The sequence below is a fragment of the Microbacterium sp. NPDC055599 genome, assembly GCF_053618975.1.
The window spans coordinates 72,804-93,550 of record NZ_JBSHIM010000007.1; the positions used below are offsets into that span (position 1 = coordinate 72,804).

The window sequence follows — 20,747 nt, forward strand, 5'->3', positions numbered from 1 at the left end:
GGACCCATGCGTATCCTTGCGGCGATGAGCGGCGGCGTCGACTCCGCCGTCGCCGCGGCGAGGGCGGTCGAGGCCGGGCATGACGTCGTCGGCGTGCACCTCGCCCTGTCCCGCGCGGGCGGGACGCTGCGCACGGGCAGCCGCGGCTGCTGCACGATCGAGGACGCGCTCGATGCGCGCCGCGCCGCCGACCTGCTCGGGATCCCCTTCTACGTGTGGGACTTCTCGGAGCGGTTCCGTGACGACGTGATCGACGACTTCATCGCCGAGTACCGCGCCGGGCGCACCCCGAACCCCTGTATGCGCTGCAACGAGAAGATCAAGTTCGCCGCGCTCCTGGAACGGGCGATCGAGCTGGGCTTCGACGCCGTCTGCACGGGGCACTACGCCACCCTGATCGAGGGGCCGGACGGCCGGGAGCTGCACCGGGCATCCGACAACGCCAAGGACCAGTCGTACGTGCTCGGTGTGCTCACCGCCGAGCAGCTCGCGCACACCTACTTCCCGCTCGGCACGACGCCCTCCAAAGCGGTCGTGCGCGCTGAGGCGGCAGCCAGGGGCCTGACCGTCGCCCAGAAGCCCGACAGCCACGACATCTGCTTCATCCCGGACGGCGACACGCGCGGGTGGCTGGCGGAGAAGGTCGGTGCGGAGGCCGGGGAGATCGTCGACCGCAGCGGCGCGGTGGTCGGCGAGCACGAGGGCGCGCACGCCTTCACGGTGGGGCAGCGGCGAGGGCTCAAGCTCGGGGTGCCGGCCGCGGACGGCAAGCCCCGGTTCGTGCTGGAGGTCCGGCCGGTGTCCAACACCGTGGTCGTCGGGCCGAAGGAGGCGCTCGCGATCGCCGAGATCGCGGGGGAGCGGTTCAGCTGGGCCGGCGCGGCGCCCGTGGAGTCGTCCTTCGCATGCGACGTGCAGATCCGCGCGCACGCCGACCCCGTTCCCGCCACGGCCACCGTGACCGCGGACGGCGTCCGTGTGGCTCCGGAGGTTCCGCTCGACGGCGTCGCACCGGGGCAGACCGCGGTGTTGTACGTCGGCACGCGCGTGCTGGGCCAGTTCACGATCGACACCACGGTCTCGGCGGTTCCGGTCGGCGTCTGATCCCGGCGGATGTCGGCGGCCGCTCCTAGACTGAGCAGGTGGCGGAGAACATCTCACTGGAAGACGCTCGGATCGAGGCCGAGGAGCTGACGACCCGCATCCTCGAGGCCAAAGACGCCTACTACGGACGCGACACCTCGCTCGTCGACGACGCGACCTACGACGGGTGGATGCGGCGTCTGGAAGAGCTGGAGCGCCTGCACCCCGAACTGCAGGGCCAGGACTCGCCGACGCAGATGGTGGGAGCGGCGGAGGCCACCGGTCTCGCCACGATCGAGCACGCCGAGCGCATGCTCAGCCTCGACAACGTGTTCTCCGTCGACGAGCTGCGGGAGTGGGCGGCCAAGACCCGCGCGGCGGCCGGTCGTGACGTCGACTGGCTCACCGAGCTCAAGATCGACGGACTCGCGATCAACCTCCGCTACGAGAACGGGGTGCTCACCTCCGCCGCCACACGCGGTGACGGCCGGGTGGGCGAGATCGTGACGGAGAACGCGCTCCGTCTGCCGGAGATCCCGCAGCGACTGCGTGGTGAGGGGCATCCGCCGATCGTCGAGGTCCGCGGCGAGGTGTTCATCCCGGTCGCGGCGTTCGAACGGCTCAACGCCGCGCAGGCCGCCTTCCGCGAGCGCGCCTACGCCGACGCGCTCGCCCGGTGGGAGGCACGCGGCGGCGTGAAGAAGCCGTTCGACGAGGAGAAGGCGCGCACGGCTGCGGCACGTCGGTTCCCCGCGTTCGCGAATCCGCGCAACGCCGCCAGCGGTGGTCTGCGCCAGCAGATCGACAAGAAGGACGGGCTCGAACTGGAGGCGGGGCTCCTGCGGATCGAGTCGCTCGCGCTGTACGTGCACGGCATCGGCGCCTGGGCACAGCCGCCGGTGGCCGCGCAGAGCCAGGTGTACGACCTGCTGGCCGAATGGGGCCTGCCGACGAGCCCGCACACGCGGGTGTGCCGCAGCATCGATGAGGTCGTCGACTTCGTGGAGTACTACGGCGAGCACCGGCACGACATCGAGCACGAGCTCGACGGGATCGTGGTGAAGGTCGACGAGCTGGAGCTGCATGACGAGCTCGGCGCGACCAGCCGGGCACCCCGGTGGGCGATCGCCTACAAGTACCCGCCCGAGGAGGTGCAGACGACGCTCCTCGACATCGTGGTGTCGGTCGGACGCACGGGCCGGGCGACCCCGTTCGCGGTGATGGCGCCCGCGCACGTCGCGGGGTCGGTCGTGCGTCAGGCCACGCTGCACAATAAGGACGTCGTGAAGGCCAAGGGCGTGCTCATCGGCGACACCGTGGTGCTGCGCAAGGCCGGTGACGTGATCCCCGAGGTGCTCGGGCCGGTCGTGGAGAAGCGGGACGGCACCGAGCGCGAGTTCGTGATGCCTGCCGACTGTCCGGAGTGCGGAACACCGCTGCGGCCGATGAAAGAGGGCGACATCGACCTGCGCTGCCCGAACGCGCGCTCGTGTCCCGCACAGGTTCGCGGGCGTGTCGAGCACATCGGGTCGCGCGGCGCGCTCGACGTCGAGGCGCTGGGCGAGGTCACGGCCGCGGCCCTCACGCAGCCGACGTCACCCGCCGTGCCGCCGCTGGAGACGGAGGCCGGGCTGTTCGCGCTGACGCTCGACCAGCTCGTGCCGATCGAGGTCGTGGTCCGGGATGCCGAGACCGGGCTGCCGCGTGAGGACGAGGACGGTCTCGTGAAGACGAGGGCGCCGTTCCGCCGGAACTCGACGGCGGCCGAGAGGAAGGCGGGGCGCGAGGGTCCCCAGCCCTCCTCGCAGGCGCTCACGCTCCTCGCCGAGCTCGAGAAGGCCAAGACGAAAGATCTGTGGCGACTCCTCGTCGCGCTGAACATCCGTCACGTGGGCCCGGTGGCGGCTCGAGCCCTCGCGCAGTGGTTCGGTTCGCTGGACGCGATCCGGGCGGCCTCCCGGGAGGAGCTCGCCGCGGTCGAGGGCGTCGGCGGGATCATCGCCGACTCGCTGCTCGCATGGTTCGAGGTCGACTGGCACCAGGAGATCGTGCGGCGCTGGAGCGAGGCGGGGGTGCAGTGGGCGACGCCGGGGCACCCGGGGCCCGGGGCTGCGGTCGCCGAGGGCGGAGTGCTCGACGGGCTCACGGTCGTCGCGACGGGTTCGCTCGACGGCTACACGCGCGAGGGAGCGCAGGAGGCGATCATCAAGGCGGGGGGCAAGGCCGCGTCGAGCGTGTCGAAGAAGACCGACTTCGTCGCGGCAGGTCCGGGCGCCGGCTCCAAGCTCGCGAAGGCCGAGGAACTGGGCATCCGCATCCTCGACGCTGCACAGTTCCACCTGCTGGTGACCGAGGGACCCGACGCCCTCGGCTGAACGGGTGCCCGCGGGTCAGGTGTCCGTGGGAGGCAGGAACTGCAGCAGCCGAGGGGAGTCGGCGAAGCCGAGCCCGCGGTACAGCGTCACGGCCTCCTCGCTCGCGTGCACGGTGACGCGTCCTGCGCCGAGGGACACCGCGTGAGCGCACGCCGCCGCGACCAGTGCTCGCCCGGTTCCGCGCCCGCGGTGCTCCGGCAGCACGAACACGCTCTGCACGTCGGCCGAGACCCGGTCCGCGGCCCCGGGGCGCGGCACCCGGGGGAGCATCGCGACCCAGGCGACCCCGACGGGCTCGCCGTCGTCCGCCCTCGCTACGAACGCCGAGTGCGTGTCCTCGTGGAGGCTCCACCAGGCGGCGAGCTCCGCCGTGAACTCGTCGAACGACCGTCCCGCCGTCAGCTCGTCCGGCACGTCCTGCCACTTGAGCAGCGCGAGCCCCGCGACGTCTCGGCGGTCCGCACGGTCGATACGCACGATCAGCTCTTGTGACGGGGCTTCCGGAACGGCTTGTCCTCGCGGGGACCGCGGGGTCCGCGATCGTCACGGTCATGGCGGTCACCGCGATAGCCGCGGCCCGCGCTGTCGTCGTTCCCGCGGTCGCGCGCAGCTCCCCGGCGTGCCCCGGGGCCACGGTCGGGCGCGATCTCGATCAGCCGCCCGGAGATGCGGGTGTCGCGGAGCTTCTCGAGGACGGCGGGGTCGAGGTTGGCCGGCAGTTCCACGATCGAGAAGTCGGGGCGGATGTTGATGGCGCCGAAGTCGTCGCGACCGAGGCCGCCCTCGTTCGCGAGCGCGCCGACGATCTGCCGCGGCTCCACGCGGTGCCGTCGTCCGACCTCGATGCGGTACGCCGCATAGTCTCCACGGCCCCGGCGTTCCCTGGGCTCACGCGTCTCCCGCGTGTCGCGCGGTGCGCGCTCACGCGGAGGACGGTTGTCGGCGGCGACCGCTCGGGCGAGCGGGTCGTCCGCGGGGTCGAGGAGGAGTGGACGCTCACCCTGCGCGACCACGGCGAGAGCCGCGGCGACATCGCTCTCCGGCACGTCGTGGTGGCGCACGTAGTGGGCGATGATGTCGCGGAACGCGTCGATGCGGGCGGTCTCGGACAGCGCGGTCGTGATGGCGTCGTCGAAGCGTGCGAGGCGCGTGGTGTTGACGTCCTCCGTGGTCGGCAGCTGCATCTGCGTCGGCGTCTGACGCGTGGCCTTCTCGATGTGCTTGAGCAGGTAGCGCTCGCGCGGGGTGATGAAGCTGATCGCGTCGCCGGTCCGCCCGGCGCGCCCGGTCCGGCCGATGCGGTGCACGTACGACTCGGTGTCGGTGGGGATGTCGAAGTTGATGACGTGGCTGATGCGCTCCACGTCGAGACCGCGCGCGGCGACGTCGGTCGCGACCAGGATGTCGAGCTTGCCGTCCTTGAGCTGGTTGACACTGCGCTCGCGCTGCACCTGGGGCACGTCGCCGTTGATCGCGGCGGCGGAGTAGCCGCGAGCGCGGAGCTTCTCCGCGAGCGTCTCGGTCTCGTTCTTGGTGCGGACGAAGACGATCATCCCGTCGAAGTTCTCCACCTCGAGGATGCGCGTGAGGGCGTCCACCTTCTGCGCGTACGACACCACGAGGTACCGCTGGGTGATGTTCGTGTTGGTCGCGGTCTTGGACTTGACCGTGATCTCCTCCGGGTCGCGGAGGTACTGCTGCGCGAGGCGTCGGATCTGGGCGGGCATCGTGGCGGAGAACAGCGCGACCTGCTTCTCCTCCGGCGTCTGGGCGAGGATCTGCTCGACATCCTCCGCGAAGCCCATCTTCAGCATCTCGTCCGCCTCGTCGAGCACCAGGTACTGCAGCTCCGAGAGGTCGAGCGTGCCCTTGGCGAGGTGGTCCATGATGCGACCGGGGGTTCCGACGACCACGTGCACACCGCGGCGCAGCGCCGACAGCTGCACGCCGTACCCCTGACCGCCGTACACGGGCAGCACGTGGACGCCCTTCATGCGTGAGGCGTACGACTCGAACGCCTCACACACCTGCAGCGCGAGCTCGCGCGTGGGGGCGAGCACGAGGGCCTGCGGGGTCTTCTGTGCGGTGTCGAGGCGCTCCAGCACGGGGAGCGCGAAGGCCGCGGTCTTGCCGGTGCCGGTCTGCGCCATGCCCACCACGTCGCGGCCCGACAGCAGGGTCGGGATCGTCGCGGCCTGGATCGGGGAGGGGGTCTCGTAGCCGAGGTCTCGGATGGCCTTGAGGACGGGCCCGGTGATGCCGAGCTCCTCGAATCCGGGGGTTGCGGGGGACTCGTCGGGGGCGTCGGTGGGCACTGCGTCTTCAGGGGTCACTTCCCAAGGGTAGCGCGCGCCGGCCGCCACCACCTGTGCAGACGGCTCAGGCGCCGGTGGTGAGCGCGAGCAGCTTCTCCTTGACCTGGCGGCGCAGGACCTTGCCGATGAGCGACTTCGGCAGCTCGTCGACCACGAACACGCGGCGCGGCACCTTGTACGGGGTGAGGATGCTGCGGGCGTACGCGCGGATCGCTTCGACGTCGACGTCGGCTCCGCCGTCGACGACGATCGCGGCGACGACCTCCTCGCCCGAGTGCTCGCTGGGCAGTCCGACGACGGCGGCGTCCACGACCGACGGGTGCTGCCGCAGCGCGTTCTCGACCTCGGTGGGGGCGACGTTGAAGCCGCCGGTGATGATCAGCTCCTTGATGCGGTCGACGATGCGGACGAAGCCGGCCTCGTCGATCGTGACGATGTCTCCCGTGCGGTACCAGCCGTCGACGAACACGGCGTCGGTCTCCTCCGGCTTGCCGTAGTAGCCGGAGAACACCTGCGGGCCGCGGACGACGAGCTCGCCCGCCGACCCCGCCGGTACGTCCTGCGTCGGGTCCTCAGGGTCGACCACGCGGCACTCCGTTCCGGGGAGGGGGAGGCCGACGGTGCCCGGCACGCGGTTGTCGGCCACGGGGTTCGCCATCAGCACGGGCGAGCACTCGCTCAGCCCGTAGCCCTCGACGAGGTACCCGTGGGTCGCGGCCTCGAAGGGGACGACCAGGTCGTGCGGCAGGGCCATCGCCCCGGAGATCGCGACCTCGATGCCGTCCAGGGAGACGCCCTTCGCCTGCGCGGCCGCGAGCAGCCGGTCGGCGATCGGGGGCACGAGCGGGAGGAAGGTGGCGGGGTGCTTCTTGACGACATCGAGCACGAGGTCGGGGTCGAACTTGGGGAACAGCACGAGCCGCGCCCCCATCGACATCGCGAACGTGAGGCACAGCGTCAGCCCGTAGGCGTGGAACATCGGCAGCACGGCGTACACCACGCAGCCCTTGCCGCGCTGGATCGACGGCACCCATGCCTGCGCCTGCGCCGCGTTCGCCAGCAGGTTGCGGTGCGTCAGCGCGGCGCCCTTCGGAGTTCCGGTGGTGCCCGAGGTGTACTGGATGATCGCGAGGTCGTCCGTGTTCGGTCTCGGATGCGACGCCGGAAGCGGGTCGGAGGCCACGAGCGAGTCCCACACCACGGTTCCGCGCACGCGCTCGGTCAGCGCTGCCCTGGACTCGCGCGCCTTCGCGACGGGCAGCCGCAGAGCGAAGCGGGTGAGGGCGGGCATCGCGCGCGTCACGTCGACGGAGACGAGGTTCGTCACGGCGAGGTCGGCGGGGAAGTCCTGCACGGTGGCGACGACCTTGTTCCACACGATCGCGTGCTTGGCGCCGTGATCCTCGAACTGCTTCCGCAGCTCGCGCGGCGTGTAGAGCGGGTTGTGCTCGACGACGACGGCGCCCAGACGCAGCACGGCGTAGAAGGCGATGATGTGCTGTGGGCAGTTCGGCAGCACGATCGCGACCGGGTCGCCCGCACGCACGCCGAGGTCGCGGAGTCCGGTGGCGGCCCGGTCGATCGCATCTTGCAGTCGGGCGTACGTGGTCTCGCGGCCGAAGAACTGCAGCGCGGGAGCGTCGGGGTAGTCGCGGGCGGACGCGGCGACGATGTCGACGAGGGAACCGGTGACGGGGGCGAGATCCTCGGGGACGCCGTCGGCGTAGCTGGCGATCCACGGGCGAGGAGGCTGGAACGTGCTCACGCGCCCAGCTTAGGCGCGCCGCGACGCGCCGAGCGGGCGACGGCACCCCAACTAGACTGGGGTCGTGTCTGAAATCACCCCTGATCTTGTGCGCCATCTCGGCGTGCTCGCGCGCATCCAGCTGAACGACGACGAGGTGACGCGGCTCACGGGCCAGCTCGACGCCATCGTCGACAACATCGCCAAGGTGTCGGAGGTGGCCACGGCCGACGTCGCCGCCACGAGCCACCCGATCCCCTTGAGCAACGTCTTCCGTCCAGACGTCGTCGGGCAGACGCTCACGCACGAGCAGGTGCTGCAGAACGCCCCCGACGCCGCCGACGGCCGCTTCCGGGTGACCGCGATCCTGGGAGAAGAGCAGTGAGCGACATCATCCGGCTGACTGCGGCGGAACTCGCCGACAAGCTCGCGGCGCGTGAGGTCTCCAGCGTCGAGGCCACCCAGGCGCACCTGGACCGTATCGCCGCGGTCGACGGCGACGTGCACGCGTTCCTCCACATCAACGAGCACGCGCTCGACGCGGCCGCTGCCGTCGACGCACGCCGTGCGGCAGGGGAGGAGCTCGGCCCGATCGCCGGGGTCCCGCTCGCCATCAAGGATGTCCTGGTCACCACCGACCAGCCGACCACCAGCGGCTCGCGCATCCTCGAGGGCTACCGGTCGCCGTACGACGCGACCGTCGTCGCCCGCTCGCGCGCGGCCGGTCTCATCCCGCTCGGCAAGACGAACATGGACGAGTTCGCCATGGGCTCGTCGACGGAGCACTCCGCGTACGGCCCGACGCGGAACCCCTGGGATCTCGACCGGATCCCCGGTGGATCCGGCGGCGGTTCGGCCGCCGCCGTGGCCGCGTTCGAGGCCCCGCTCGCGCTCGGCTCGGACACGGGCGGCTCGATCCGTCAGCCTGCTCACGTGACCGGCACGGTCGGGGTGAAGCCCACGTACGGCGGAGTCAGCCGCTACGGCGCGATCGCCCTCGCGTCGAGCCTCGACCAGGTCGGCCCGGTCACCCGCACGGTGCTCGACGCCGGTCTGCTGCACGATGCGATCGGCGGCCACGACTCGAAGGACTCGACGTCGCTCGACGAGCGGTGGCCGTCGTTCGCCGCTGCAGCGCGTGAAGGTGCGAGCGGGGACGGCCTCAGAGGTCTCCGCGTCGGTGTCATCCGTGAGCTTCCCGACAGCGGCTTCCAGCCGGGGGTCGCCGCGTCGTTCCGCAGCGCCCTCGCGCTCCTGGAGGCTCAGGGCGCCGAGATCGTCGAGATCGACGCGCCGCACTTCGAGTACGGCGTCGCCGCGTACTACCTGATCCTCCCGGCGGAGGCGTCCAGCAACCTGGCGAAGTTCGACTCGGTCCGCTTCGGTCTGCGCGTGACGCCGGAGGGCAACCCCACGGTCGAGGACGTCATGTCCGCCACGCGCGACGCCGGATTCGGCGACGAGGTGAAGCGACGCATCATCCTCGGCACCTACGCGCTGTCCGCGGGCTACTACGACGCGTACTACGGCAGCGCCCAGAAGGTCCGCACGCTCATCCAGCAGGACTTCGCCGCCGCCTTCTGCCAGGTCGACGTGATCGCCACGCCTTCGGCGCCGACCACGGCGTTCAAGCTCGGCGAGAAGATCGACGATCCGCTGCAGATGTATCTCAACGACATCACCACGATCCCCGCGAACCTCGCGGGTGTGCCCGGCATCTCGATCCCGAGCGGCCTGTCCGACGACGACGGCCTGCCCGTGGGCATCCAGTTCCTGGCTCCGGCGAGGGAGGATGCCCGTCTCTACCGCGTGGGAGCGGCGCTGGAGACGCTCCTCGTCGACTCGTGGGGGGCACCGCTCCTCACCCGCGCACCGCAGCTCGCAGGAGGGAACCGCTGATGGCCGCCGCAGCCAAGCTGATGGACTTCGACAGGGCTCTCGAGCTGTTCGAGCCTGTGCTCGGGTTCGAGGTGCACGTCGAGCTCAACACGAACACCAAGATGTTCTCCAACGCGCCGAACCCGGCGAACGAGGCGTATCACGCCGCCGAGCCCAACACGCTCATCGCCCCGGTCGACCTCGGTCTGCCCGGGTCGCTGCCGGTCGTGAACGAGACGGCCGTGCGCTCGTCGATCAGCCTCGGACTCGCACTGGGCTGCTCGATCGCGGAGTCGAGCCGGTTCGCGCGAAAGAACTACTTCTACCCCGACCTCGGCAAGAACTACCAGATCTCGCAGTACGACGAGCCGATCGCGTTCGAGGGGTCGGTCGAGGTGGAGCTCGAAGACGGCACCATGGTGACCATCCCGATCGAGCGCGCGCACATGGAGGAGGACGCGGGCAAGCTCACCCACATGGGCGGCGCGACCGGACGCATCCAGGGCGCGGAGTACTCGCTGGTCGACTACAACCGCGCAGGGGTGCCGCTGGTGGAGATCGTCACCAAGACGATCTTCGGCACCGAGCACCGGGCGCCGGAGGTGGCGAAGGCGTACGTGGCGGCGATCCGCGACATCGTGCGCGGTCTGGGCATCTCGGAGGCCCGGCTGGAGCGGGGCAACCTGCGCTGCGACGCCAACGTGTCGCTGCGTCCGCGGGGGCAGGAGAAGCTCGGCACGCGTACCGAGACGAAGAACGTCAACTCGATGCGCTCCGTGGAACGCGCCGTCCGGTACGAGATCCAGCGCCAGGCGCAGATCCTCGCCGACGGCGGCACGATCATCCAGGAGACCCGCCACTGGCACGAGGACACCGGCACCACCTCGCCGGGCCGTCCGAAGTCCGACGCGGACGACTACCGGTACTTCCCCGAGCCGGACCTCCTCCCGGTGCAGCCCGCCCCGGAGCTGATCGAGGAGCTGCGCGCGGCACTGCCCGAGCAGCCCGTCGCCCGGCGCCGCCGGCTCATGGCCGAGTGGGGTTTCACGCCGCTCGAGTTCCAGGACGTCCGCAACGGCGGCCTGCTCGAGGCCGTCGAGGCGACGATCGCGGCGGGCGCGTCGCCGGCGACCGCGCGCAAGTGGTGGACGGGTGAGATCAGCCGCCTGGCGAACGCGCAGGAGAAGGACGCTACGGAACTAATCACCCCGGAGAACGTCGCAGCGTTGCAGAAGCTCGTCGACGAGGGGACCCTCACCGACAAGCTCGCCCGTCAGGTGCTCGAGGGCGTCATCGCCGGCGAGGGCAGTCCGCAGCAGGTGGTCGATGCCCGGGGCCTGGCCGTGGTGTCCGACGACGGCGCGCTCGTCGCGGCGATCGATGAGGCCCTCGCCGCACAGCCCGACGTGATGGCGAAGATCCAGGACGGCAAGGTGCAGGCCGCCGGTGCGATCATCGGTGCGGTCATGAAGGCCATGAAGGGTCAGGCCGACGCCGCACGCGTGCGCGAGCTCATCCTCGAGCGCGCTGCCCAGTAGCCGTCTCTCCCGGGCCTCGTGTCCGGGGCCCGGGAGAGAATGGATGCATGGGACACGGTGACGGCAGAGGGCGCATGGTGTCCGCGGCCGATGCCGACGACACCGGAACCCGCATCCTGCATGTCGACATGGACGCGTTCTACGCCGCGGTCGAGGTGCTCGACGATCCGAGTCTGCGGGGCCTGCCCCTCATCATCGGCTCGCCGGACGGTCGTTCCGTCGTCTCCAGTGCCTCGTACGAGGCGCGGCGCTACGGCGTGCGGTCCGCGATGCCCGTCTCGCAGGCTCTCCGCCTGTGCCCGACGGCCAGGGTGGTACCGCCGCACTTCCCCCGCTATCAGGCGGTCTCGCGCCAGGTGATGGCGATCTTCGAGTCGTTCACCCCGCTGGTGGAGCCCCTGTCCGTCGATGAGGCGTTCCTCGATGTGCAGGGCGTGCGTCGGCTGTGGGGGAGCCCGGCGAGGATCGCCGCGCAGATCCGGGAGCGCGTCTCGGCGGAGGTCGGCATCACGTGCTCTGTGGGCGTGGCCGAGACGAAGCACGTCGCCAAGATGGCGTCGACGATCGCGAAACCCGACGGCATGCTCGTGGTATCGGCCGCGGAGACGCTCGACTTCCTGGCCCCGCGGTCGGTGCGCGCGTTGTGGGGTGTGGGGCCGAAGGCGGCGGAGGCGCTGGAGGCGCGAGGCATCCGTACGATCGGCGACATCAGGGCGACCACGGCCGACATGCTCGACCGTGCAGTGGGCCCGGCGCTGAGTGCGCGGCTGGCGCAGCTCTCGTGGGGCCGGGATGCGCGGGCGGTGGACACCGAGCGCGTGGAGAAGAGTATCGGACACGAGGAGACGTTCGACGTCGATGTCGACGACCGCGCGTTCCTGCGTGCGGAGCTGTTGCGGCTGGCCGATCGCGTGGGCGCGCGGTTGCGTCGTGCCGGGTGGGAGACGTCGACCGTGTCGATCAAGATCCGCTTCGCCGACTTCCGCACGGTCACCCGGTCGCAGACCCTGAGCGACCCGACAGCCGTGAGCCAGCGCATCGGGGAAGCGGCGCAGACTCTGTTCGAGCAGATCGATCGGCGCGATCCGATCCGTCTGGTCGGCGTGCGGGCCGAGAGACTGCAGCCGGCGGGCGGCTCCGCCCTGGCGCTCTGGGACGACGACGAGGACTGGCGCCGCGTGGAGGGGGCGGTGGACGAGGCGATCGCCCGCTTCGGGACGGCGACGATCAGCCGCGCGCGTCACATCGGTCGCGGCGAGGGTCGCGGGGCCGCGCGGCATCCGAAAGACCACGGCATCGCGGATTGAGGGGCGCGCACGCGGGCGGGGTCGGCTACCGTGGGAGCATGCCGAACATTGCACTGGAACTCGGGAAGCAGGTCGCGTCCTTCGGCGTGAAGAGCGCGTACGGTGAGCCGCAGGATGTCGACGGCGTGAGCGTGACGCCGGTCGCATTCACCTACTCCGGTTTCGGGGGCGGCAGCGGCGACGGTGCCGAGGGCGGCGGTGGGGGCGGTGTCTCGATTCCCGTCGGCGTCTACGTGCGCCGCGAGGAGGGGCTCCGCTTCGAGCCGAACATCGTGACGCTGCTCGTCGTGGCGGTGCCCTTCGTGTGGGTCACCGGTCGTGCCCTCACGCGCATCATCCGTGCCCTCAAGAAGTGACGATCCCGTCGCGGCGGCGCTTCGCCAGGCCGCGGCACTGATCGCGCAGGACATCCGCGTCCTCGCTGCGGCGAACCCGATGGTGGTCATCGACGGCGGGAGCGGTGCTGGCAAGACCTCGCTGGCGGAGCTGCTCGCGCGGAACTGGCCGCTCGTCGGACGGGTGCAGGTCATCGCCCTCGACTCGCTGTACCCGGGCTGGGACGGCCTGGAGTCCGGCGTGGAGCGAGCGGTGGACGGAATCCTGCGGCCGCACGGGCGGGGCCTGCTCGGCTCCTGGCGTCGGTGGGACTGGGAGCAGAACACGGAGGCGGAGAGTCATGCCGTCGACCCATCGCTCGGTGTGATCGTCGAAGGCAGCGGCATCCTCCGTCCGTCGACGGCCGACCTCGCCGATGTCCGCATCTGGGTGGAGGCGGGGGAGGAGTCGCGAAAGGCGCGCGCGCTCGCGAGGGACGGCGACACGTACCGACCGCACTGGGAGCGGTGGGCGGCGCAGGAGCGTCAGCACCTCCTGCAGCACCACCCGCGCGAGCTGGCGACGCGCATCGTCACGGTGCCGTGACCGCCGGTATCCGGTCTCAGGCCCCGATGTCGTCGGCCGCTTCGATGAGCAGTTCGAGCCGGTAGCCGAGCCAGTCGTACACGGCCATCGCCTCACCACCCGCGACGGGCTCCTCCACGGTGAGGCCGAGCCGCGTCGCGATCACCAGACGGATGGCGGTGAGGGTGCGCAGCCAGGCGTCGATGTCGCTTCGCCGGATCGTCACCTCCCGGGGCTCGCGGGCCTGTTCCGGCGTGAGCGGCGCCTCCGGGTCGAAGGCGGAGAGCGCCGACCGCACGGTGCGCGCATCCAGGACACGCCGGTCGGTCACGTCGTCGCGAGTGGCCGCTGCGAACGCGGCGGCGGCCCCCTCGTCGTCGGGATAGGGGTTGGGCGTCAGTCGGGCGATCGCGGGGTCATTCGGATCCTGCTCGGCGATGAGGGCGAGGAAGTCGTCGACGATCCGCAGGAGCTGGGCGCCCTCGATGGCGGCGACGGTGAGGATGAGGGGGGCGGTCATGCGGATGCCTTCCGCACGGTCGCCCAGAGCCCGTAGTCGTGCATCGCCTGCGCGTGGACCTCCATCGTCTCGCGCGGCCCTGTCGCCACGATCGCGTGGCCCTCGTTGTGCACGGCGAGCATGAGTGCGGTGGCGTGCTCCTCGGTGTAGCCGAAGTAGGTGCGGAAGACACGGACCACGTAGCTCATGAGGTTCACCGGGTCGTTCCAGACGACGACCTGCCAGGGCTCGAGCGGTGCGGCGGACAGATCCGTGCTCTCGTCGAGATCGGGGAGTGCCGTGCTCATCGTCACGCCCATCCCAGCTCGTGCAGGTGCGCATCGTCGATGCCGTGGAAGTGCGCGATCTCGTGCACGAGCGTCGTGTGGATCTCGTCGCGCAGTTCATCGAGGGTCTCGCACTGGGCGAGGTGCGGCTCGCGGTAGACGATGATCCGATCCGGGAGTTCGCCCATGCCGTACTGTGTGCGTTCCGTCAGTGCGAGACCGTCGTACATCCCCAGCAGGTCGAGACTGCCGTCCTCGGGGCGGTCCTCGACCACGAACACGACGTTGTCGAGGCGGTCCACCATGTCGTCGGGCAGCAGGTCCAGCTCCTCGATCACGAGGGCCTCGAATGCGCCGGCGTCCATGTCCATCCAGACCAGCCTAGGGGCCATTCGGGACACCGGTCAGTGCAGCAGGACCAGCAGCGCTGCCACGAGGATGAACAGGCCGCCGAAGACGCCGTTGAGGATGCACTGCCCGCGCGGCGAGGCCGTCAGGCGGCGGAAGGGCCGGGCCGCCACCGCGAAGAACCCCCACATCACCAGCACGTCGACCACGACGACCGTCGCGATCAGCGCGAGGTACTGGGGAAGCTGTGGCTGGTCGAGCCGGATGAACTGAGGAATGAACGCGAGGAAGAAGACGATCGCCTTGGGGTTGAGCAGGTTGACCCAGAAGCCCCGGCGCATCATCGGCCAATGGCTCTCGTGCGCCGGTGCGGGGATGGGCGCGTCGTCGAGCGGTGGTGTCGGGCGGCTGAGGATGAGGCGGAGGCCGAGGAAGACGAGGTAGGCGGCGCCCGCGTAGCGGATGAGGGTGAACAGCACCTCGGATCGGGAGACGAGCAGACCGACGCCCGCGGCGACGATCACGACGTGAACGATCAGAGCGATCTGCTGGCCGATGATGCCCCAGATGGAGCGCCGCCAGCCCTGCGACAGGGAGTTCGACATCGTGTTGATCGCGCCAGCGCCGGGCGTGAAGCTGATCACCACCGACGCGGTGAGGAGCGAGAACCAGACCGCCAGTGACACGGCTCCAGTCTAGAGCCGCAGGGCAGCGTCGATCCGCGCCTCGAAACGGAAGAAGCCCGGTTCCGAGGAACCGGGCTTCTTCTCTCCGGGTGAGTAACGGGGCTTGAACCCGCGACCTCCTGGACCACAACCAGGCGCTCTACCAACTGAGCTATACCCACCATGCGCCCGCCTGCGCGGGCAACCCTACGAGTCTATTACATGTTCGAGGTGAACTCCGACACGGTGCGCGTCGCGATCTCCTTGGCGTCGTCGCTCGACGGACCCGGCTCGTCGACGAACACGGCCTCCCGGTAGTAGCGGAGCTCACGGATGGACTCGAGGATGTCGGCGAGGGCCCGGTGTCCGCCGTCCTTGGCCGGGGCCTGGAAGAACACCCGGGGATACCAGCGCCGGGAGAGCTCCTTGATGCTCGACACGTCCACGTTGCGGTAGTGCAGCCACTGGTCGACCTGCGGCATGTACTTGGCGAGGAACATGCGGTCGGTGCCGATCGTGTTGCCTGCGAGGGGTGCCTTGCGCTCGAGCGGGACGAAACGACGGATGTAGGCGAGCGTCTGCTCCTCGGCCTCCGCGAGCGTGACGCCCCGCGGGATCTCCTCGATCAGCCCGGAGGTCTCGTGCATCTTCGTGACGAAGTCGTTCATGTGGGACAGCGCCTGATCGCTCGGCTTGATCACGACCTGGAATCCGGGGTCGAGGGGACGCAGCTCGAAGTCGGTGACGACGACCGCGATCTCGACGAGCTCATCCACGGAGAGATCGAGGCCCGTCATCTCACAGTCGATCCAGACCAGGCGATCGTTCTCGGAGGCAGCTACCATGTCGTCATCCTATCGAGGGCACCGACATCGCCCGCCTGCCCGCGGTACGGTAGGACTGTCCGCCTCCGTAGCTCAGGGGATAGAGCAGGAGCCTTCTAATCTCTTGGTCGCAGGTTCGAATCCTGCCGGGGGCGCTTCCGATCGACGTAGCGACGGCATCAGCAGTGGCGAAGCGCGGCCACGGCATCGTCGGCACGCCAGAACTCTCCGATCAGCCGGAAGCGGCCGGTCGCGAGGTGCAGCCGCTCCGCCCGGTAGCGCAGACCGAGCGGGTCCGGCACGATCCTCAGGTGACCGAGGACATACTCCCGCGAGTCCTGAACCCGCCACAGGTGGTCGGCGGCGCGGACGAGATGCTCCTTCTCCGAGGAGAGACGAGGTGCGGCGAAGGGCACCTCGGGGGCCGTGGCGGACGTTCGTTCAGACATCGATTTCTCCCTTCCTGCATCAACGCTAGGACGGGCCACCGACATTCGCGCCGCGCCGGGACACGCGTCTGACCGGGCTCTTCCTCCACGCTTCGTCGATGTCGGCGATGCGTCCCCACAGCGCGTGGATGCGTCAGTCGATGCTCCTGCCGTCACCGCAGGCTGGAGACATCCGGAGAGGCTCCGGCGACAGAAGGAGAACAGCATGACCGAGATGATCACCGTCGTGGGGCGAGTGGCGACCGATCCGCATCAGGGGCACACCGGCGCGGGGGTGCCCGTCACCAACTTCCGGCTGGCGAGCACGCACCGCCGCTTCGAACCGACGACCCAGACCTGGGTCGACTCCGAGACCAACTGGTTCTCCGTGGCGGCGTTCCGGCAGCTCGGTCAGAACGCCAGGGCGTCGCTGCGGGTGGGCGACAGCATCGTCGTGACCGGCCGCCTGCGCATCCGGGCCTGGGAGAGCAATGGGAAGCAGGGCACGAGTGCCGACATCGAAGCCGACGCGATCGGGCACGACCTGCGGTGGGGGACGACCGCGTTCCGGCCGTCGCCGAGACGCTCTCCGGAGACCGTGGCGGAGGGAGAGAAGGATGGGGAGCAGTCTCCCGGTGCCGACTCCGCGAGTGGAGGCGCGCGGACGACGGCGAGTGGCCGAACCGGAGACGATCTGGGTGACCTGTGGGGCATCGACGGTTCCGGGGACGGGGGTGCGGCGACGGACCAGGCGTTCCCCGACGGCTTCCTCGGAGCGGGAGCCAGGGTGTCGGCGGGGCAGTAGGGGCAGGCGCGCAGCGTCAGCCACGCACCGTCAGCACGCCGGGCTGTGGGTGTGGGCGACGTAGACTCGGCTCGTGCTCCGAACGGCCCCGTCACTCGCCCGCACCGCCCGCGCGTTCGTCGGAGCCGGTGCGATCCTCGTCCTCCTCGTCGGATGCACGGCCGCCGCCGGCGAGCATCCGACGCCGCCGAGCTCCCTGTCGCCCTCGCCCGCGGATACGGCGACGGCGTCGCCGGCACTGCAGCCCGAGGGCACCGCGGAAGACAATCTTCCGTATTTCCGGGCGATCGCGGAGGGTGTGTGGGCCTCGGAACAGCGGGCGGAGGGTCGGGCCTATATCGACGCGCTGGTGGCCGGGGGCTTCGATCGCACCGCCATGCAGGTCACGCCCGACCAGACCACCGTGGGCAACCCGGTGGAAAGCCTCCAGTTCTCGGTGCGCTGGGGAGAGGAATCCTGCCTGGTGGGACAGGTCGGTCCCTCGACGGGACAGGTGGTGGCCGTCGTCATGCCCCAGCTCGCCGAGGGACGCTGCCTGGTCGGGACGACGCGTCCGATCGACTGGTGATGCTTCGGTCACGAACCCTGCCGCCGACGGCCGGTAGGCTGGAGTGTCGATCTTCGACGCCAACAGAAGGAGCGGTTTTCGGTGGCTGAGTACATCTACTCGATGGTGCGTGCGCGCAAGGCGGTGGGCGAGAAGCTCATCCTCGACGACGTCACGATGGCGTTCCTTCCCGGAGCGAAGATCGGCATGGTCGGCCCCAACGGCGCCGGCAAGTCGACGATCCTGAAGATCATGGCCGGGCTCGACACGCCGTCCAACGGCGAGGCGAAGCTGTCGCCCGGCTATTCGGTCGGGATCCTCATGCAGGAGCCGGAGCTGGACGAGTCGAAGACCGTGCTGGAGAACATCCAGGACGGCATCGCGATCAAGGCGAAGCTCGACCGCTTCAATGAGATCTCGGCGCTGATGGCCGATCCCGATGCGGACTTCGATGCGCTGCTCGCCGAGATGGGCACCCTGCAGGAGGAGATCGACGCGGCCGACGGCTGGGACCTCGACTCCCAGCTCGAGCAGGCCATGGACGCACTGCGCACGCCCCCCGGCGACGCCGCGATCGCCCCCCTCTCCGGCGGAGAGAAGCGACGTGTCGCCCTCGCCAAGCTCCTGCTGCAGAAGCCGGATCTGCTGCTCCTCGACGAGCCGACCAACCACCTGGACGCGGAGAGTGTGCTGTGGCTCGAACAGCACCTGCAGTCGTACAAGGGCGCCGTCATCGCCATCACCCACGACCGGTACTTCCTCGATCACGTGGCCGAGTGGATCGCGGAGGTCGACCGCGGTCGGCTGATCGGCTACGAGGGCAACTACTCGACCTACCTGGAGAAGAAGGCCGAGCGTCTCGACATCCAGGGCAAGAAGGACGCGAAGCTCGCCAAGCGCCTCAAGGACGAGCTCGAATGGGTCCGTTCCAGCGCCAAGGGTCGCCAGACGAAGTCGAAGGCGCGACTCGCGCGCTACGAGGAGATGGCCGCGGAGGCGGAGCGGACGCGGAAGCTCGACTTCGAGGAGATCCAGATCCCCGCGGGGCCGCGTCTGGGCAACGTGGTGATCGAGGCGAAGAACCTGCAGAAGGGCTTCGACGGACGCTCGCTGATCGATGGCCTCAGCTTCAGCCTTCCGCCGAACGGCATCGTCGGCGTGATCGGTCCGAACGGCGTCGGCAAGACCACGCTGTTCAAGACCATCGTCGGTCTCGAGCCCCTCGACGGCGGCGACCTGAAGATCGGCGAGACGGTCAAGATCAGCTACGTCGACCAGTCGCGCTCGTCGATCGACCCGAACAAGACGCTGTGGGAGGTCGTCTCCGACGGGCTCGACTTCATCACGGTCGGCAAGACGGAGATCCCCTCGCGGGCCTACGTGTCGAAGTTCGGCTTCAAGGGTCCTGACCAGCAGAAGAAGGCCGGTGTGCTCTCGGGCGGTGAGCGCAACCGACTGAACCTCGCGCTGACGCTCAAGGAGGGCGGCAACCTGCTGCTTCTCGACGAGCCGACCAACGACCTCGACGTCGAGACGCTCAGCTCGCTGGAGAACGCCCTGCTCGAGTTCCCCGGCTGCGCGGTGGTCATCACCCACGACCGGTGGTTCCTCGACCGCATCGCGACGCACATCCTGGCGTACGAGGGCACCGACGAGAAGCCCGACCAGTGGTACTGGTTCGAGGGCAACTTCGAGGCCTACGAGCAGAACAAGATCGAGCGCCTCGGGCCCGACGCGGCCAAGCCGCACCGGTCGACCCACCGCAAGCTCACGCGCGACTGACCCGATGACTGCGCCTTCGCCGGGAACCCGCCTGCACATCCCGATCCACCTCCGCTGGGGGGATCTGGACGCGTTCAACCACGTCAACAACACCTCGATGCTCAAGCTGCTCGAGGAGGCGCGCGTCCGCGCGTTCTGGCGGGCGGGTCCCGGCGAGGAGGCGCCGTCCACGGCGGTGCTCGACTCCGGCATCGACGAGGGCATCCTGACGCTGATCGCCCGGCAGGAGATCGAGTACCTCGCGCCAGTGCCGTATCAGCGTCGACCGCTCGAGGTGCAGATGTGGTTCGGCAAGCTCGGCGGGTCCAGTGTCGAGGTCTGCTACGAGGTGCACAACGACCCGGCCGCGGAGCCGCGGGTGCTGTACGCGCGGTCGACAGCAGTGATCGTGCTCGTCGAGGCCGCGACGGGTCGCCCCACGCGACTCACCTCCGAGATGCGCGAGGCCTGGGAGCCGTACGTCGGCCCCTCCATCGAGTACGCGCACCGCTGACCTCGACGGCCGTGTGACCCGCGCCGAACGCTCGGATCAGGATGCCTCCGACGGCACGCGGATCATGATCTCCTGCGCCACGCTCGCCACCAGCGAGCCGTCGCGCGTGTAGATCCGCCCGGTGGCCAGCCCGCGCCCGCCGCGCGCGTTCGGGGACTCCTGCGCGTACAGCAGCCACTCGTCGACGCGCGCGGGACGGTGCCACCACATCGCGTGATCGAGGCTCGCGACCTTGAGTCCCTGGTGTGCCCACGAGACCCCGTGCGCGCGCAGGATGGACTCCTGGATCGTCATGTCGCTGAGGTACGCCAGTGCCGCGCGATGCAGCCGCTGGTCGTCGGGGAGCGGAGCGCGCAGTCGCATCCAGACGGCCTGACGCGGGACCCGGGCATCGTCGTTGGGGAGGTACAGCGGCGACTCGACGTGACGGATGTCCGCGGCGCGATCGGTGAGCATCCGCCGCGCGCCCCCGGTGAGTCCGGGAACGCGATCCTCGTCGGGGGACAGCGTCTCCGGGTCGGGCACGCCCTCGGGCATGGGCTCCGCGTGCTCGACTCCCGGATCCGCATCCTGGAAGGACGCGATCATCGAGAAGATCGGCACCCCGTTCTGGTACGCCTGCGTGCGGCGCGTCGAGAATGAGCGGCCGTCATGGATGCGGTCGACGGCGATCGTGATGCCCTGACTCGCGTCACCGGGCCGCAGGAAATAGCCGTGCATCGAATGGACGGCGCGATCCTCCGGCAGGGTGCGCTCCGCCGCGAGGAGCGTCTGCGCCAGCACCTGGCCTCCGTAGATGCGGCCGCTCGGCATCGGGTGCGAGGAGCCCGTGAAGATGTCCTCGGTCGTCCGGGCCTGGGTGGCGTCGAGGTCGAGAACCTCGAGGAGTCGATCGACGGTCTGGATGGCGTGGTCGTCCGCGCTCATGG

The 20,747-nt window shown here is 69.9% G+C and carries 22 protein-coding genes and 2 tRNA genes; 13 read left to right on the plus strand and 11 right to left on the minus strand.

The annotated features are described in order from the left end of the window. The first annotated feature begins 6 nt into the window (after window positions 1–6). Window positions 7–1,104, plus strand: coding sequence for a tRNA 2-thiouridine(34) synthase MnmA (gene mnmA / locus ACWGQ1_RS08405; RefSeq protein ID WP_136045266.1), 1,098 nt, complete (start codon window positions 7–9; stop codon window positions 1,102–1,104). A 38-nt stretch (window positions 1,105–1,142) separates the two neighbouring features. After that, window positions 1,143–3,458, plus strand: coding sequence for an NAD-dependent DNA ligase LigA (gene ligA, locus ACWGQ1_RS08410; protein ID WP_452312770.1), 2,316 nt, complete (start codon window positions 1,143–1,145; stop codon window positions 3,456–3,458). 15 nt (window positions 3,459–3,473) lie between these two features. On the opposite strand, the gene ACWGQ1_RS08415 is transcribed toward ligA, so the two are convergent. From ACWGQ1_RS08415 to ACWGQ1_RS08425, 3 genes are read right to left on the minus strand one after another with little or no spacing between them, the layout of a single operon-like run. Next, complete coding sequence (locus ACWGQ1_RS08415) at window positions 3,474–3,935, minus strand: GNAT family N-acetyltransferase (RefSeq protein WP_452312771.1); 462 nt, start codon at window positions 3,933–3,935, stop codon at window positions 3,474–3,476. A 2-nt stretch (window positions 3,936–3,937) separates the two neighbouring features. Further along, window positions 3,938–5,791 (minus strand): DEAD/DEAH box helicase, encoded by a 1,854-nt coding sequence (locus ACWGQ1_RS08420; protein WP_446724364.1) that lies wholly within the window; start codon window positions 5,789–5,791, stop codon window positions 3,938–3,940. 46 nt (window positions 5,792–5,837) lie between these two features. Then, a complete protein-coding gene (locus tag ACWGQ1_RS08425; RefSeq protein WP_452312772.1) occupies window positions 5,838–7,538 on the minus strand; it encodes a long-chain-fatty-acid--CoA ligase in 1,701 nt (566 codons plus the stop codon). Window positions 7,539–7,602: 64 nt separating this feature from the next. Between ACWGQ1_RS08425 and gatC the strand changes: the two genes are divergently transcribed. From gatC to ACWGQ1_RS08455, 6 genes are read left to right on the plus strand one after another with little or no spacing between them, the layout of a single operon-like run. Further along, the gene (gene gatC, locus ACWGQ1_RS08430) at window positions 7,603–7,902 is read left to right on the plus strand and encodes an Asp-tRNA(Asn)/Glu-tRNA(Gln) amidotransferase subunit GatC (protein WP_136031845.1); all 300 of its coding nucleotides are present in this window, start codon (window positions 7,603–7,605) and stop codon (window positions 7,900–7,902) included. Beyond that, window positions 7,899–9,416 (plus strand): Asp-tRNA(Asn)/Glu-tRNA(Gln) amidotransferase subunit GatA, encoded by a 1,518-nt coding sequence (gatA, locus tag ACWGQ1_RS08435; RefSeq protein WP_452312773.1) that lies wholly within the window; start codon window positions 7,899–7,901, stop codon window positions 9,414–9,416. The genes gatC and gatA overlap by 4 nt, the downstream gene beginning before the upstream one ends. Beyond that, window positions 9,416–10,933 (plus strand): Asp-tRNA(Asn)/Glu-tRNA(Gln) amidotransferase subunit GatB, encoded by a 1,518-nt coding sequence (gene gatB, locus ACWGQ1_RS08440; protein WP_452312774.1) that lies wholly within the window; start codon window positions 9,416–9,418, stop codon window positions 10,931–10,933. The genes gatA and gatB overlap by 1 nt, the downstream gene beginning before the upstream one ends. Window positions 10,934–10,980: 47 nt before the next feature. After that, window positions 10,981–12,240, plus strand: coding sequence for a DNA polymerase IV (locus ACWGQ1_RS08445; protein ID WP_247981642.1), 1,260 nt, complete (start codon window positions 10,981–10,983; stop codon window positions 12,238–12,240). A gap of 38 nt (window positions 12,241–12,278) precedes the next feature. Further along, window positions 12,279–12,596 (plus strand): hypothetical protein, encoded by a 318-nt coding sequence (locus ACWGQ1_RS08450; protein WP_136031854.1) that lies wholly within the window; start codon window positions 12,279–12,281, stop codon window positions 12,594–12,596. Continuing rightward, window positions 12,580–13,161, plus strand: a complete 582-nt coding sequence (locus ACWGQ1_RS08455; RefSeq protein WP_452312775.1) for a hypothetical protein — start codon at window positions 12,580–12,582, stop codon at window positions 13,159–13,161. Before ACWGQ1_RS08450 ends, ACWGQ1_RS08455 begins: the two co-directional genes overlap by 17 nt. 16 nt (window positions 13,162–13,177) lie before the next feature. Here ACWGQ1_RS08455 and ACWGQ1_RS08460 read toward each other — a convergent pair whose 3' ends face one another. The 6 genes from ACWGQ1_RS08460 to orn form a co-directional block, all read right to left on the minus strand. Continuing rightward, the gene (locus ACWGQ1_RS08460; protein ID WP_136037382.1) at window positions 13,178–13,660 is read right to left on the minus strand and encodes a DUF2017 family protein; all 483 of its coding nucleotides are present in this window, start codon (window positions 13,658–13,660) and stop codon (window positions 13,178–13,180) included. After that, window positions 13,657–13,947, minus strand: a complete 291-nt coding sequence (clpS, locus tag ACWGQ1_RS08465; RefSeq protein WP_136031860.1) for an ATP-dependent Clp protease adapter ClpS — start codon at window positions 13,945–13,947, stop codon at window positions 13,657–13,659. Before clpS ends, ACWGQ1_RS08460 begins: the two co-directional genes overlap by 4 nt. Window positions 13,948–13,949: 2 nt before the next feature. Further along, the gene (locus tag ACWGQ1_RS08470; protein WP_136031862.1) at window positions 13,950–14,297 is read right to left on the minus strand and encodes a metallopeptidase family protein; all 348 of its coding nucleotides are present in this window, start codon (window positions 14,295–14,297) and stop codon (window positions 13,950–13,952) included. A gap of 33 nt (window positions 14,298–14,330) precedes the next feature. Then, window positions 14,331–14,960, minus strand: a complete 630-nt coding sequence (locus tag ACWGQ1_RS08475; RefSeq protein WP_452312776.1) for a LysE family transporter — start codon at window positions 14,958–14,960, stop codon at window positions 14,331–14,333. Window positions 14,961–15,048: 88 nt separating this feature from the next. After that, a tRNA-His gene (locus ACWGQ1_RS08480) sits at window positions 15,049–15,121 on the minus strand. Window positions 15,122–15,157: 36 nt separating this feature from the next. Next, the gene (orn, locus tag ACWGQ1_RS08485) at window positions 15,158–15,784 is read right to left on the minus strand and encodes an oligoribonuclease (protein WP_136031865.1); all 627 of its coding nucleotides are present in this window, start codon (window positions 15,782–15,784) and stop codon (window positions 15,158–15,160) included. Between the two features lie 61 nt (window positions 15,785–15,845). Here orn and ACWGQ1_RS08490 point away from each other — a divergent pair. Continuing rightward, a tRNA-Arg gene (locus tag ACWGQ1_RS08490) sits at window positions 15,846–15,918 on the plus strand. A gap of 24 nt (window positions 15,919–15,942) precedes the next feature. Here the strand turns inward: ACWGQ1_RS08490 and ACWGQ1_RS08495 are convergent. Beyond that, window positions 15,943–16,212 (minus strand): hypothetical protein, encoded by a 270-nt coding sequence (locus ACWGQ1_RS08495; RefSeq protein ID WP_136031867.1) that lies wholly within the window; start codon window positions 16,210–16,212, stop codon window positions 15,943–15,945. 205 nt (window positions 16,213–16,417) lie between these two features. Between ACWGQ1_RS08495 and ACWGQ1_RS08500 the strand changes: the two genes are divergently transcribed. The 4 genes from ACWGQ1_RS08500 (at window position 16,418) to ACWGQ1_RS08515 (ending at window position 19,818) form a co-directional block, all read left to right on the plus strand. Then, window positions 16,418–16,996, plus strand: coding sequence for a single-stranded DNA-binding protein (locus ACWGQ1_RS08500; RefSeq protein ID WP_247981645.1), 579 nt, complete (start codon window positions 16,418–16,420; stop codon window positions 16,994–16,996). A 73-nt stretch (window positions 16,997–17,069) separates the two neighbouring features. Continuing rightward, complete coding sequence (locus ACWGQ1_RS08505; RefSeq protein WP_240744576.1) at window positions 17,070–17,564, plus strand: DUF6993 domain-containing protein; 495 nt, start codon at window positions 17,070–17,072, stop codon at window positions 17,562–17,564. Window positions 17,565–17,645: 81 nt separating this feature from the next. Then, complete coding sequence (ettA, locus tag ACWGQ1_RS08510; RefSeq protein WP_211544294.1) at window positions 17,646–19,325, plus strand: energy-dependent translational throttle protein EttA; 1,680 nt, start codon at window positions 17,646–17,648, stop codon at window positions 19,323–19,325. A gap of 4 nt (window positions 19,326–19,329) precedes the next feature. Then, window positions 19,330–19,818 (plus strand): acyl-CoA thioesterase, encoded by a 489-nt coding sequence (locus ACWGQ1_RS08515; protein ID WP_136037378.1) that lies wholly within the window; start codon window positions 19,330–19,332, stop codon window positions 19,816–19,818. 36 nt (window positions 19,819–19,854) lie between these two features. Here the strand turns inward: ACWGQ1_RS08515 and ACWGQ1_RS08520 are convergent, their stop codons facing one another. Beyond that, entirely contained in the window at window positions 19,855–20,745 is an 891-nt protein-coding gene (locus ACWGQ1_RS08520) for an acyl-CoA thioesterase (protein WP_136037377.1), read from the minus strand. Window positions 20,746–20,747 lie beyond the last annotated feature (2 nt).

Coding starts and splice junctions, on each gene's coding strand:
- ACWGQ1_RS08445 (WP_247981642.1), top strand. CDS start 10,981: ATGGGACACGGTGACGGCAGAGGGCGCATGGTGTCCGCGGCCGATGCC.
- ACWGQ1_RS08500 (WP_247981645.1), top strand. CDS start 16,418: ATGACCGAGATGATCACCGTCGTGGGGCGAGTGGCGACCGATCCGCAT.
- ACWGQ1_RS08515 (WP_136037378.1), top strand. CDS start 19,330: ATGACTGCGCCTTCGCCGGGAACCCGCCTGCACATCCCGATCCACCTC.
- ACWGQ1_RS08460 (WP_136037382.1), bottom strand. CDS start 13,660: ATGACCGCCCCCCTCATCCTCACCGTCGCCGCCATCGAGGGCGCCCAG.
- ACWGQ1_RS08450 (WP_136031854.1), top strand. CDS start 12,279: ATGCCGAACATTGCACTGGAACTCGGGAAGCAGGTCGCGTCCTTCGGC.
- mnmA (WP_136045266.1), top strand. CDS start 7: ATGCGTATCCTTGCGGCGATGAGCGGCGGCGTCGACTCCGCCGTCGCC.
- gatB (WP_452312774.1), top strand. CDS start 9,416: ATGGCCGCCGCAGCCAAGCTGATGGACTTCGACAGGGCTCTCGAGCTG.
- orn (WP_136031865.1), bottom strand. CDS start 15,784: ATGGTAGCTGCCTCCGAGAACGATCGCCTGGTCTGGATCGACTGTGAG.
- ACWGQ1_RS08495 (WP_136031867.1), bottom strand. CDS start 16,212: ATGTCTGAACGAACGTCCGCCACGGCCCCCGAGGTGCCCTTCGCCGCA.
- ACWGQ1_RS08520 (WP_136037377.1), bottom strand. CDS start 20,745: ATGAGCGCGGACGACCACGCCATCCAGACCGTCGATCGACTCCTCGAG.
- ACWGQ1_RS08470 (WP_136031862.1), bottom strand. CDS start 14,297: ATGGACATGGACGCCGGCGCATTCGAGGCCCTCGTGATCGAGGAGCTG.
- clpS (WP_136031860.1), bottom strand. CDS start 13,947: ATGAGCACGGCACTCCCCGATCTCGACGAGAGCACGGATCTGTCCGCC.